Source organism: Ruminococcus sp. AM42-11, assembly GCF_003480145.1.
In the GTDB taxonomy this organism is placed as follows: domain Bacteria; phylum Bacillota; class Clostridia; order Lachnospirales; family Lachnospiraceae; genus Blautia_A; species Blautia_A faecis.
The window spans coordinates 105,277-117,969 of the sequence record NZ_QUIO01000011.1; the positions used below are offsets into that span (position 1 = coordinate 105,277).

17 protein-coding genes are annotated in these 12,693 nt (G+C 45.3%); 11 read left to right on the forward strand and 6 right to left on the reverse strand.

Translation table 11 applies throughout. From position 1 onward, the window contains the following. Window positions 1-14 precede the first annotated feature (14 nt). From DW904_RS08660 to DW904_RS08680, 6 genes are all read right to left on the reverse strand, one after another. On the reverse strand, window positions 15-2,132 hold the full coding sequence (locus DW904_RS08660; protein WP_005333469.1) for a nitric oxide reductase activation protein NorD: 2,118 nt from the start codon (window positions 2,130-2,132) through the stop codon (window positions 15-17). After that, window positions 2,129-2,395, reverse strand: a complete 267-nt coding sequence (locus DW904_RS08665) for a helix-turn-helix transcriptional regulator (RefSeq protein WP_005333471.1) — start codon at window positions 2,393-2,395, stop codon at window positions 2,129-2,131. Before DW904_RS08665 ends, DW904_RS08660 begins: the two co-directional genes overlap by 4 nt. A 9-nt stretch (window positions 2,396-2,404) precedes the next feature. Then, on the reverse strand, window positions 2,405-3,391 hold the full coding sequence (locus tag DW904_RS25260; RefSeq protein WP_347562071.1) for an AAA family ATPase: 987 nt from the start codon (window positions 3,389-3,391) through the stop codon (window positions 2,405-2,407). Next, on the reverse strand, window positions 3,340-4,215 hold the full coding sequence (locus DW904_RS25265) for a hypothetical protein (protein ID WP_347562072.1): 876 nt from the start codon (window positions 4,213-4,215) through the stop codon (window positions 3,340-3,342). Before DW904_RS25265 ends, DW904_RS25260 begins: the two co-directional genes overlap by 52 nt. A gap of 16 nt (window positions 4,216-4,231) precedes the next feature. Then, a complete protein-coding gene (locus tag DW904_RS23770; RefSeq protein ID WP_243110348.1) occupies window positions 4,232-4,687 on the reverse strand; it encodes a hypothetical protein in 456 nt (151 codons plus the stop codon). Between the two features lie 460 nt (window positions 4,688-5,147). Further along, window positions 5,148-5,849: a single-stranded DNA-binding protein gene (locus DW904_RS08680; protein WP_005333477.1), complete on the reverse strand. Its 702-nt coding sequence runs from the start codon at window positions 5,847-5,849 to the stop codon at window positions 5,148-5,150. 334 nt (window positions 5,850-6,183) lie between these two features. On the opposite strand from DW904_RS08680, the gene DW904_RS08690 reads away from it, so the two are divergent. The 11 genes from DW904_RS08690 to DW904_RS08735 all read left to right on the forward strand — a co-directional run bounded on the left by DW904_RS08690 (window position 6,184) and on the right by DW904_RS08735 (window position 12,519). Then, window positions 6,184-6,873 carry a response regulator transcription factor gene (locus DW904_RS08690; RefSeq protein WP_022415110.1) on the forward strand — a complete coding sequence of 230 codons (690 nt, stop codon included), beginning with the start codon at window positions 6,184-6,186 and terminating at the stop codon, window positions 6,871-6,873. 77 nt (window positions 6,874-6,950) lie between these two features. Further along, complete coding sequence (locus DW904_RS08695) at window positions 6,951-7,877, forward strand: ABC transporter ATP-binding protein (RefSeq protein WP_008373911.1); 927 nt, start codon at window positions 6,951-6,953, stop codon at window positions 7,875-7,877. Continuing rightward, the gene (locus DW904_RS23775; RefSeq protein ID WP_243110349.1) at window positions 7,870-8,385 is read left to right on the forward strand and encodes a hypothetical protein; all 516 of its coding nucleotides are present in this window, start codon (window positions 7,870-7,872) and stop codon (window positions 8,383-8,385) included. The genes DW904_RS08695 and DW904_RS23775 overlap by 8 nt, the downstream gene beginning before the upstream one ends. Then, window positions 8,379-8,720 carry a hypothetical protein gene (locus DW904_RS23780; protein ID WP_243110350.1) on the forward strand — a complete coding sequence of 114 codons (342 nt, stop codon included), beginning with the start codon at window positions 8,379-8,381 and terminating at the stop codon, window positions 8,718-8,720. Before DW904_RS23775 ends, DW904_RS23780 begins: the two co-directional genes overlap by 7 nt. Continuing rightward, window positions 8,721-9,617 carry a HAMP domain-containing sensor histidine kinase gene (locus DW904_RS08705; protein ID WP_005333486.1) on the forward strand — a complete coding sequence of 299 codons (897 nt, stop codon included), beginning with the start codon at window positions 8,721-8,723 and terminating at the stop codon, window positions 9,615-9,617. Between the two features lie 121 nt (window positions 9,618-9,738). Beyond that, on the forward strand, window positions 9,739-10,029 hold the full coding sequence (locus DW904_RS08710; protein WP_022415108.1) for a hypothetical protein: 291 nt from the start codon (window positions 9,739-9,741) through the stop codon (window positions 10,027-10,029). A gap of 3 nt (window positions 10,030-10,032) precedes the next feature. Continuing rightward, window positions 10,033-10,365: a hypothetical protein gene (locus DW904_RS08715; protein ID WP_005333489.1), complete on the forward strand. Its 333-nt coding sequence runs from the start codon at window positions 10,033-10,035 to the stop codon at window positions 10,363-10,365. 229 nt (window positions 10,366-10,594) lie between these two features. After that, window positions 10,595-11,029 carry a hypothetical protein gene (locus DW904_RS08720; protein WP_005333491.1) on the forward strand — a complete coding sequence of 145 codons (435 nt, stop codon included), beginning with the start codon at window positions 10,595-10,597 and terminating at the stop codon, window positions 11,027-11,029. Between the two features lie 3 nt (window positions 11,030-11,032). Further along, on the forward strand, window positions 11,033-11,392 hold the full coding sequence (locus tag DW904_RS08725) for a YccF domain-containing protein (protein ID WP_005333494.1): 360 nt from the start codon (window positions 11,033-11,035) through the stop codon (window positions 11,390-11,392). A 1-nt stretch (window position 11,393) separates the two neighbouring features. Further along, window positions 11,394-12,230 carry an EcsC family protein gene (locus tag DW904_RS08730; RefSeq protein WP_005333496.1) on the forward strand — a complete coding sequence of 279 codons (837 nt, stop codon included), beginning with the start codon at window positions 11,394-11,396 and terminating at the stop codon, window positions 12,228-12,230. After that, window positions 12,187-12,519 carry a DUF5301 domain-containing protein gene (locus DW904_RS08735; RefSeq protein WP_005333498.1) on the forward strand — a complete coding sequence of 111 codons (333 nt, stop codon included), beginning with the start codon at window positions 12,187-12,189 and terminating at the stop codon, window positions 12,517-12,519. The genes DW904_RS08730 and DW904_RS08735 overlap by 44 nt, the downstream gene beginning before the upstream one ends. Window positions 12,520-12,693: the final 174 nt, after the last annotated feature.

The following is a 12,693-nucleotide window of genomic DNA, read 5'->3' on the forward strand; positions in this document are numbered from 1 at the left end:
GTATTCACCTTCCTTTATTTGAGATGCTGTTTGACAAGCTGTGCCATATTCTTTGGAAGCTCTTCCAGTTTCGTGATATCCAGGAATCCGTCCTTGTAAATCCTGCGGATATTTTCCTTATCGTCACCAATGGCAGCCGCAAACAGGATGACATCCCGTTTTTCGTATTCTTTCTTGATGCCCCGCAGATCTGCCTCTGCTTCCGTTCCGCTGTAGCCGTAATCGGCTGGCTGACCGTCAGAAATCAGGATCAGCAGCTTCTGAAGCTCCGGGCGTGTGCACAAATGCTCTGCTACGAAGCGGAGAGCTGCGCCGTCCCGGTTCCCGTTGCGGTCGCACATATCCATCAGCCGGTAACAGTCCTCATTGTCCACAGAATCAAATTCTGCATAGGAGTAAAGAGCAACGCCGCCTGCATCCGTGGAATGCCCGTAAATGGTGATAGGGATACCGAGGCTTTTACAGAAATCATAAAGGACAATGGCAGTCTTTCTTGCATGTGTCATCCGGTCACCCCAACCCATCGAACCACTCTCGTCAATCAGGAGGGCAACAGCCAGACGTTTTTCCTCTCCTGGAAGTCTGGTTCTGGTAAAGATGGTTCCGTCTGTCTTATAGAGAGCATGGGAGTCCAGACGTTTTCCAAACAGGAGATTCTTCTGCTTTCCGCCTTGCTGTTCTTCTTTCAAAAGCGGCAGGATGGTGCTTTGCAGCTTTTTGGAAGCCCGCAGGAGCGGGGGAGCAACTGTCTGGTATTCATTCTTCAGGTAATCGGAAACACTGGTCAGGCGATGGATGGTAACATGGATGCCTGCATGGGCATTGCCGTAATGAATATCATTGGCTGTTTTCTGCAGTTCCTCGGTCAGTTCCGTCTGACAGTCTTCCTGCACCTTTTCTGCAGCCACATCGTTCAAGATCCGGAACAGATCCTCTGCAGCATGCTCATAGCCGCTGCCCTGATACTGACTGACATAAGTGACGCCGGGGTTGTTTTCATCCAGAATGGTATTGGTCTTTGTAAGAGCGATGCGCCCGCCTTCTTCCGAAAGCACCTGTTTGGCTTCCTCTATAGCATCCTCTTTGGTACGTGGACCGGAAGGAGCATTGCCCTCATCATTCCCGCTTCCTTTTGGGGAAGCTGGTTTGATATTCTTTGGAATGGCACCGCTTTTTCCGGTCGGAAGAGGAGCGCCGCTGCTGACTTCATCCCCTAGAAGATCTTCCAGAGCATCGGCAGCGGAATCCTCGCCATGCATTTCCAATTCCTCCCGTGTTTTTTCGATGAGCGGCTGGATATAGTTCCAGGTCAGGGCTAAGAGCGCATTGGAAACCAGCATCCGGTCAGTGCCTTTTTCCGATTCCATTGCCGTATCCAGAAGATCGGTACAATCGGAAATGGTATCCAGATAATCCCCCTGATAGCCGGTGGGATTGTTGATGTTTCCGGTCCGGCAATAGGAAAGGATCAGGTTGGCAATGATGGAAAATGGCTGGTATTCTTTGTCAATTTGTTCCTGTATGGAAGGAATCTGTTCGGACATACGCAGGTTATTGAGTTCAATCCCCTGTCGGAAGGTGCCGTGGAATTCCTCACACATACGGTCTTCAATATGGATGTCTTCCAGAATGTTTTGAAAAGTTGCGGCGCATCGTGCCAGTGTCAGGCATCCGGCTTTGTCCTTTTCTTCTAACACTTCTTTGATCTCCTCCAGTGCTGTCTGATAAGCTGGAAGGGATAGCTCCGGCTCCTTCGGATAGAAGGAACCGTTTTCCAGACTCCTCAGATGAACAGCGTGGGCTGTGAAATCAGAATAGAGTAAGTGCCCCACTTCATGCCCGGTGAGCCCTGTCAGGCTCTGGGAACGTAAGAAACGGGTGGGGAAAGACTGGGTGATCGGGTTCGCTGCGTTGAGATGTACCTTATAATTGTCGGTATATGCAACGCCTGCCTGTTCGGAAATGTCCCAGTCCAGCAGTACCTGCAGTCCATACCGGTAACGTCCGGTAACGGCTCTGGCAAGGGAGGTCTGGTACTTCTGATAGGCAGCGGAGAGGAATAACTCCTCATCCGCAATGGAATCCTCTTTTGCCCGGATTAGTTTCTTTAAATTTCTTTGGCTGTGATTCACGTGATATTCTTCCTTTCTTTTCTTAGATTTTTTGTCAGCAGTTCCTCCATCGTGCAGCCGTAATACACAGCAAGGCGAAGGACGGCATAAGCCATCGGGGAGGAGTTTGCATTTTCATAATTCATAATGGTTTTCGGGGGAAGATTTAAGATTCTGGCAACTGCCTTTTGTGATAACTTCGGTGTTTTGGCTTGCCGGAGATAAGACAGATTATCTGCCAGATGCTTTCGGATCTGGGCTTCTGTGAGTGCTGCTTTTCTCATAGGCGTGTCCTACGCAGCAAGCACAGTATCCAGACAGCTTTCTTCCACTTCCGTACGGTTCTCAGCATCGGCAGAGGCAGAGGCAAGCACCGTGTAACGGGCCGCTTCCCGGATATCCCCGCAGACCATGTAGGACTGCACCCAGGAAATCAGCTCCCTCATGCCACAGCAGCCATCTGTAATGAGATTTTCCCGGCAGTAGACAGCCATGGATTTGACAATGCGTGTCATCAGACGTACCGTTTTTGCATCCTTGCATCCGGTAACAGCCATGGCACGTTCTACCTGTGTATCCTCATCCGGTTCATCCAGATCAATCACAAGGTTCATTCGGGAAATGACAGACTGGTTCATCTGTTTACAGCCTGCATAGTCATTGTTTGTGGTGATTACGATGGTCGTATCCGGATGACGGTGGATGGTTTCTCCGTTTGGAAGATATACGCTGTTACAGCGGTCTAAAAGGGAGTTAAGTCCAACCAGTACACCGGGATTAGCAATGACCGTAGGCTCCTGTATCTCAAGAATATACCCATAGCGGATGGCTTCGACTAGAGGCGTATCCACATACTGGAAGTTCTGTCCGGAGGTGTGTTCCTTATAATAGCTGTGCATTTCATCAAAAATCGTATCGATCAGCTTCTGGTAGGTGTCCTCGGCAGAAATTTCTTCATCATAGTTTCCGGTCAGCTTCTGATAGGCACCGGAGGGATCTAACTGGATTTCCTGAAAAGACGGGTACTGCCGCTGAAGCCGGGTGCGTTTTCCGTCCACATCCGGAAGAATCTGACCTAAAAGGTCGAATACCTCTGTATTTGCGGAACAGGTAATGCAGCGGTAAGGAAGGTGAAGTGCGGAAGCAATGGCTTTGGCTCCTTCGGTCTTTCCGGTACCTGCCGGTCCCCGTAAAAGAAAATTCCGCATCGGCTGTGTGGTATCAGTTGTCAGTTTTGCGTGTTCGCAGATCCGTTTGATTTCCGGAGGATGATGTACCACTCTGCCAATGTCGGAACAGATACCTCCTCTTCCGGAGACAGCCTTCGGGATGCGGTCAGGATAAATTTCCCAACAAAATCATCTCTGGAAATGGCTGCCTGTGCTTTCTTAAATCCACTTCCTGGACGTAACACCTGAAAGTCTCCATGGAGCACTTCGGTTGGTGCATAGACCCCCTTCTGGATATTTAACGGTTTGATCAGCGACAATACGCCGTTTGCCGGAAGGTCAATCTTAACACCACCGGTCGGGAGACCTGATGCATAGCGGGTTCTCCGGTAAATGTTGTCGCAGAGAACGGCTGCTGTTTCCGCAGCGGCGTCCAGATCGGGATAACCGTTGTCCCGGTGCGCTTTTAATTCCTGATACTTTTCATTACACTCTTCATCTGCCAGAAAAACCGGCATCAGTGCGAACAGCAGAGCCGCACCGGACTGTTTGGAGTCTTTAAATTCGTATTTTTCCGGTGTGCTTTCCACATCCGGCGGAGGAGTATAGCAGCCTCCGTAAAACTTTCCGTTTAGCTGGTTGTAGACAACCACCTGAAGATCACCGGTTTTGCTCGGATATTCCGCCACAACAAAATTGTTGGATTGGGTACCGACCGCCCCAAGCTTTTCCGGCGGGGTACTGCCAACCGGGTTTTCCAGCTCCAGATAAGCAAGGACTGCCCGCAGGGTAGCTGCATGAAGCGTGGATTTTTTCCGTGGCTGAGTACAGTATTTGGATGCAATGTCATCAAAGATTGCATGGTCCGTATAATCCTCAAATGGTTCCGGGAGTTTGCGTTTGAACCCCCAGGTTGCTACGATGTTATTTGCCATGATTCGTTCCTCCTTCTTATGAGATCCAGGACAGTTCCAGTGCCTGCTCGGTCTCTTCTGTGGTCAATTCATCTTCAGTAAAAATCTCCGTCAATTCGCCCCAGTAATCTTTGGGCGGGAAATGTTCCAGCTTTCCCAGGACTTCCGGTTCAGTGCCGTTCAGAATATAGACATCTCCCTGCTCGTTGATAAACAGCTTTTCATAGCCCCTTGCCTGTAAGTCACCGACCAATTCCATCAGTAGCGGTTTCCCAATCAGGGAATACCATGATTTGGGATTAACGGCTGGTCTGGAATCCGGATTTCCTTCTGACGGTTCCTTTTTATGTAAGGATTCAATGGTCATCATCTGAAGCGTCAGACTGCCACGGGCATCCATGAGAATTTCCGCAAAATTATAACTTCCGGTATTCCGTGTGCGAATCCGTAATGGTTCCCCATCCAGTATCTGGGAGAGCGGTGGTTCTTTCACAAAATCCCATGTGGCATCCGGGAAGGCTTCCTTGAGCTTTCCGGTAATCTGGAATTTGATCTGTCTCCAGAGAATGGTTTCCAGATCAGGTGTTCCTTCCAGATGACGAGTTCTTTCTGGGCGTTTTCGTAGCTTATGCTCCCTGTTTTTCAGGCGTTCCGTGAAAAGCGGGAGAAGATAACTGAACAGCGTGACTCCGATACCGATCAGGCAATGCCTGCAATCAGAAGCCGGTTGGCATCCTGTGGTACGAAAAGTGCTGCAAGAAACAGTACAAGCACGACAAACTGTAAGAATTTTTTTCGATTTGATTTTTCATGAGCTGATTCCTTTCTGATTCATGATTCTTAGACAAGCCCGGAAGCTGGATGGGAAATCGCCGCTTCCGGACATGAAAAAGAGGAACTGCATCATCACAAAGATGATAAATGCAATTCCTCAACATAGGGTTCCTTGAGAGTTAATAGGGCAACTGGGATGCCATCTGTTCCGGCACATTTTGAAAGCCGTCAGTTGGCTGACTGCCCGGCATACCTCCGTAATTTGGCATTCCGGTATAACTGCCCTGCGGCGGGTAGCTGCTCTGTGGCTGACCGGTTCCGTTTGGCGGAGCCTGATACTGTCCGCCATTTGCAGGAGGCGTGTAGGCACCGTTAGCAGGAGCCATTCCCTGCTGTGGATAGCCGCCAGGCATTGCCTGATTCTGGTAGCTGCCATTGGGATTTCCCTGCATTGGGTAGCTGCCATTGCCGGCTGCACCGGGCGTTGCCGCACCACCATTCGGCTGGCTGTTCTGGTTTGCACCCGGATGTCCGGTATTGCTGTCAGAACGGTTGGATGGTACAAAGTGCCAGTCCTTGACATTGATCCTCGGACCGGCATTTGCCTGCCCCGCATTCTTTCCTTTCTGATAAATGAACGGATGAAGCTCCAGATCACCATAGATCATCAGCCCGGTTCCTTTCTTTACGCCTGCTTTTGCTAAGCGTTCTGCAAGGAACTTGTTAAAATAGCACTGATAGTAAATGGTTTCTTCCTTTCCATCCTGGCCTCGCTGTGAAACTGCAATGTCCAGAGAAACATATTCCGTACCGGAATTTTTTCCTTGCTGCATCTCAGGATCTCTTGTGGCCCTCCCTAAAATTGTTAAAATTGCTGACATAAAAATTCTCCTTTCTGCCTCTTTGGGCGTTAAAATAGATTAAAATAAAAAAAGTGCCATTATAGCACCGTATAAAACGGCAGTATAATGACACGATTTTCCAAACTTAAACTGCATATGCTTCTGGATGAATGGTCCAGACTCCCATGACGGGACAGCACAAAAACTTAAATACAAGATTATATTAACACAAGATATAGCATATGTCAAAAGAATTAGAACTATATATAGCATATGTAGACGAGGTGGAAGGATAATATCAAAAGAATTTTGGACATAGTTATAAAAGTGCAATATAATATTGTTTAAATCGGAAAATGGAAGGATGAGAAAAATGGAGCAGAAAAACAGAATTCTGATTGTAGAAGACGATACGGATATCAATAATCTTTTATATACGGCATTACAGAAAGCAGGGTATGAGACGGTACAGGCTTTTTCCGGGACGGAAGCGAGGATGCTGTTCCAGATGGATAAGGCGGGCTTTTCTTTGATTCTATTGGATCTGATGCTTCCGGGAATTTCAGGAGAAGAGGTGCTTGCCCAGATTCGGAAACAGGGCAATACGCCGGTTATTGTCCTGACAGCCAAAGACGGATTGGATGAAAAAATCGGGCTTCTTACCAGTGGGGCAGATGATTACATTACAAAACCGTTTGAGATACAGGAGGTGCTTGCCCGGATTCAGGTTCAGCTCCGCCATATGCAGCAGGAGCCGGAACATAAAAGCGTGTCATATAAAAACCTGGAACTGGACCGTGAGCGCTTTGAAGTCCGGATTGCCGGAGTGCTGCTTCCCAAAATTACAAAGCAGGAATTTGCAATTCTGGAGCTTTTACTGGAGCATCCGAAACAGGTCTTCAGCAAAGAAGAGATTTTTGAATATGCGTGGGATGAACACTATATGGGAGAGACAAAGACACTGGATGTACATATCAGCAATATCCGGAAAAAGATAAAAGCAGTAACGCAGGAGGAATATATTGATACCGTATGGGGAATCGGCTACCGTCTGCATTCTTAATCTTTACTCTTTTTTTACTATTTATTTGCGTTTGATTAGGATTTATCCGATATGATAACAGCAGATAAGAAAAGGAGATGAAAGCATTGAGTGAATTGTTATTAAGTACAAATGGATTGACGAAGCAGTATGGTCATCATAAGGCAGTGGATAAAGTAAACCTTCACATAAAAAAGGGTGCTATCTATGGATTTATCGGACGGAACGGTGCGGGAAAGACGACTTGCCTGAAGATGATCAGTGGACTTGCAAGACCGACAGCCGGAGAGATTGAGATGTTCGGGTGTAAAGGAAAAGAACTGGAGAGGATTCGTTCTCGTGTGGGGTGTCTGATTGAAGCACCGGGGCTGTATGGCAACATGAATGCATATACAAACCTGAAAATAAAATGTGAATTGTTTGGTATTCGGAAAAAGGGATACATCGAAGATATCTTAGAGACGGTCGGACTGGAAGGTGTCGGAAAGAAAAAAACGAAACATTTTTCCCTTGGAATGAAGCAGCGTCTCGGAATCGGGCTGGCACTGGTCGGGGAGCCGGATCTCCTGGTCCTTGATGAACCGATCAATGGGCTTGATCCCCAGGGAATTGCAGAGGTGCGTGATACCATACAGAGACTGCGAGATGAACGGAATATGACGATTTTGATATCCAGTCATATTTTAGAGGAATTATCTAAGATTGCAACGGATTATGGAATTATCCATAATGGAAGTCTTCTGCAGGAGCTGACAAGCGAAGAACTGATGAAACGCTGCAGTGAACGGATTGAAATAGAGTTAATCCATCCGGAGCAGGCAGTCCCGATTCTGGACAGAATGGGATTTACCAACTATCAGGTTACAGATAAGAGCCATATCCATATATTTGAACGATTGAATGAAAGCGCCAATGTCAATATGGAACTGGCAAAAGCAGGAATTTTGGTCAATGGAATTTCCATTACCAGTGAAGAACTGGAAACCTATTTCTTGAATCTGACAGGAGGGAATCAAAATGCTTAATATGATAAAAATGGATCTGTACCGGATGGTCCGGACAAAAAGTATGTATGTGGTATGGATTGTGATGGCGGCAGCTATATTCTTCTCCACATCCATGTCGAAACTGGATATTGATACGATGAACAAGGAAGCGGAACAACAGCAGACAGAAAACATTGCAGAAACAGTGAAACCAGAAACCATCAATATGGGAATGTCCGTATTCCTGCCGACACAGCCGGGAGAAAAAGTAACGGTCTTTGATCAGGTATATGCAAACCTGCAGGCGAAGTTTGTGGCGTTGTTTCTGGTGATTTTTACAGTGCTGTTTTCCAGTGCAGATATAGGAAGCGGTTATATTAAAAATATCGGCGGGCAGGTAAGGAGCCGGAGAAACCTGATCTTTTCCAAAGCTTCCGTGTTGTTTGTGTATACGACTGTTACCATGCTGCTTTATTTCATCATTCAGATTATTGCACAGCAGATGTACTTCGGATATCTGGAGTGGGGGAATGGAGCGAGTTGCTGAGATACTTTGGTATTCAGATTTTGCTTCATTATGCACTGGTACTAATCAGTATGGCGATTGCGGTGGTTTTGAACAGCAACGTGTTCAGCATGACGATTGTTATCTGCCTGTGCATGAATACCATGATTGTCTTATACGGAGTGATCAATCATTTGATCCAGAAGGCAGGTGTGGAGAATTTCCAGATTTTGAAATATACAGTGACAGGAAAGATTGCACTTTTATCCATGTCACCGACCAATAAGGAATGCCTGACGGCAGTTGTGATTGCGGCGGCGTTCGGAATCGTGGTTACATTACTGACAGCATGGGTATTCAGAAAGAGAGATATCTAAATGATAAAACTAGGGTTCGTGCTATTGATAGCAGTGATACTGGTACAAGGAATGTTATTTTGGAAATACCAGCGGCAGGTGAAAGACATCTGCCGCCAGTTGTCGTTTCTGATGAAGCACGACAGCAACATGCTGATTACCAGAGAAATGGATTTTGGAGGCATTGGTGAGTTGGCAGATGTTTTAAACGAATGGCTGGAACTGAAGCGAAGGGAAAAGAAGGAATACTTGAAGAAAGAGGAGATGATTTCGGATACATATACAAATCTCTCACATGATATCCGTACTCCTTTGACATCCCTTGACGGATATTTTCAGTTAATGGAAACCTGTGAAGACCAGGAAGAGCAGAGACGGTATATGAAGATCATACAGGAGAGAATCGGCAGCCTGAAAGAAATGCTGGAAGAATTATTTACTTTTACAAAACTTAAAAACGATTCTTTTCATCTGGAAATGTCATCCTGCTGTATCAACAAGATTTTGAAAGATACCATATTTTCCTACTACGATGAATGGACGGGCAGAGGAATTGAACCGGAGATACAGATTACAGATAAACTGCTGTTTATGAACGGAAATGAACAGGGAATCCAGAGAATTTTTCAGAATATCATAAAAAACGGACTGGATCACGGGGAGAAGAAAATCAGTATTTCACTGGAAGAAGTTGAAAACAACATCCGGATACAGATAAAAAATCAAGTATGTCATGTGGAAAAAATAAATGTAGATCAGGTGTTTGAACGGTTTTATAAAGCGGATGAAGCACGCAGTAAGACTTCCAGCGGTCTCGGCTTATCAATTGCGAAAGAGCTGGTACTTCGTATGGATGGGAAAATCAGCGCCCGGATAGAAGGGAATGAGTTCTGTGTGGAGATTGTGTTTCCAAAATAAAAGGAAAAATTTATATTAAAGCAAGTGAAAATGGGGAATGACTTTATATAGGTTTCATGGTAGAATTACAGTAGAAAGAGAAGAGTCACTCAGTCATTTGTTGTATGAAAGGATGAGTATAATGTATAAAGTAGAACTTAAATTTGATACAAGCAAGCTCGCTCCGGAAACGGTAAATCAGATGTGTGAACAGGCAGATCAGATTTTTGAGCAGGAGGATTTAAGCTGTGCAGTCAAAGCCCTTGGAAGCAGGATTTATCTTGACCGGGGACGCAAGCAGGACTATGGAAGATTCTGGGCAGCAATCTTTCAGTTGAAAAACTCCGTAGGAATTGCAGAGAATTTGTTAGAGTGTTTCTGGTATAACGGAACAGAAAAGGAGAACCTGATTACAGACTTTATAAGGAACTAACAGATGGACAGCTTACAGAGGAAAGGCATCAATTTTGACCTGAATACACAAGCACTAAAGGAATATTATCCGAAAGGTGACTGGCATAATGCATATGCGGATGTAAGGGACTTTTTTGAAGCAAACGGATTTGAGCATATTCAGGGATCGGGATATCATTCGGTGGAAGCAATGTCAGAAGCAAAAGCCATGGCAGTTATTTATCAGATGACAAAAGAATTTCCATGGCTCAATTATTGTGTGAATGTGTGTACCATATCAGATGTACCGGAACTGTTTGATATCTCGCATGTATTTGCCAGAGAAGCGGAACGGTTGGAAAAGAAAAATGCATGATTTGACAAATTATTTCCAATATGTTATATTCATCTCAAGCAAAAAAGGGAGTAGCTGAACGCCTTGAAAGAGGTGGTTTTGTAACCGACAACCGGTATCGAGAGATACCCGTAGCAAATGAGATAGCAAGACTTTTATTGTGGCAGAGGTCATGATAGGAGTCTTTTTTTATTATGAAATATAGAAAATCTGCCGCAATAGTCTGCTAAAAAGAAAGAGAGGATAAACGATGAGTAACGAAATGATGAAACGGGAAATGCAGGAAGCAGTACAGGCAGGGGAGCGGGCGCTTCAGAGCCTTTACGCAGCAAGGGATAAGTTGGGAAGTGCGAGAAACTGGGGCATTTTTGATATGCTTGGAGGAGGCTTTATCAGTGACTTTGTGAAGCATTCTAAAATGAATGACGCAGCTGCGTTGATGGAACAGGCGAAAAGCGATATTCAGCGTTTTCAGAGAGAATTAAGAGATGTGCAGGTTTCCTTGGATCTGCGCATGGAAATCGGCAGCTTCCTTTCCTTTGCGGATTTCTTTCTGGACGGGCTGGTGGCAGATTATATGGTGCAGAGCAAGATTGCAGATGCAAGAGAACAGGTGGATGATGCCATCAACCGGATAGAAAAGATACTTGCTGATGTGAAAAATCGGATGAATGGGGAGGTGTAGCATATGGGATGCCTGGGAAATGTGTTGTGGTTTGTGTTTGGCGGCGCAGTCAGTGGGCTGAGCTGGTGTCTGGCAGGTTGTCTCTGGTGTATTACCGTTGTGGGGATTCCGGTGGGGATGCAGTGTTTTAAATTTGCGGCGCTTAGTTTTTTCCCCTTTGGAAAAGAGGTGCAGTATGGTGGCGGAGCTGGTTCGTTCCTTTTGAATATCATCTGGCTGATTGTATCCGGTCTGCCTCTTGCACTGGAGCATCTGGCGTTGGGTACAGCTTTATGTGTGACGATTATCGGAATCCCGTTTGGTTTACAGCAGTTTAAACTGGCGAAACTGGCATTGATGCCGTTTGGTGCGGAGGTGTATTAAGATGCGATTATTTGATAAAAGGACACCGCTTCAGAAGGAGTGGGAAAAGCTGGAAGTACAGGAGCAGAGATTCCTTCAGAAGCGTTCAGAGAAAAGGGAGAGCATTCTGAATCAGAAACTGGAGGAAAAGATACCGCCGAAACTTCAGAAAACATTGGATACCGCTTTTGCGAAGGCATTTGCTCTGATTTTCGAGAAAGGAACCGGGGTTATTGAAAAGACGTATCAGCGGACAAAACTGGAGCAGGATTATCAGGTGCGGCAGTATATGGCGGATGTAAAGCAGAATTCCAAATCCCTCCGCTCTTTTTCTAAAAAGGCAAGAGATACGGGAACAAAGAATTTACTGCTATCCGGTGTGTCTGGAATCGGGATGGGCGTATTGGGAATCGGTCTGCCGGATATTCCGGTATTTACAGGGATGATTTTAAAGAATATTTATGAGACTGCTCTGCAGTATGGATACAGCTATGAAAGCAGGGAAGAAAAATATTTTATCTTATTATTGATCCGGGGAGCAGTATCCTATGGGGATACACTTTGTGAGATTGACGGGAAAGTAAATGAATTTATCAGAAACGGAATACTGCCGGAAGAGTATCAGGATAAGGAGCAGATCGAACAAACGGCGGGAGCTTTGTCAAAAGAGCTTCTGTATATGAAGTTCTTACAGGGAATTCCGGTGGTTGGTGCTGTAGGCGGAGCTTATGATGCAGTCTACATGAAACGGATCACAGAGTATGCAGAGCTGAAATACCGGCACAGGTATCTGGCGGGGCGGAAAAAGGCAGAGAATGGACAATTATGTAAAAGGTGTAAAAGTTATAGAGATATATGATGCCGCAAATAAGGAATTGCTGGTAAAGTATGATGATAAGCATAATATAGACAAGGTTATTTCTGCTTTAAATATAAAATCATGGAAAGAGACAGAAAAAAGCATAGGTATGAACCCTAAATATACCATAAAATTTTATTGCGATACTACGAACCAAGATGAAGAAAAAGATATAAAAGAAATTACCCTTTATGAAAATGGGGAATATGCTACGATTTTTATTACTTCTCCTGGCGGAGTAAAACAAAACTATAAAACGAGCATTGATATTTCTGAATTGGTTATCTAATAATATTTGTGTAATGAGAATGAAAATCTAATTCTTTCAAGTTTAACTAAGACATTCCCGGAGCAAATGCTCATGTACAGTAAAGAAGCAAACAACCGAAAACAAGAGATAGACCGCCAGCACCACACTATTCCGAACCAAAGAGCAAACGACAAGCACCATGGAAATGTGTAT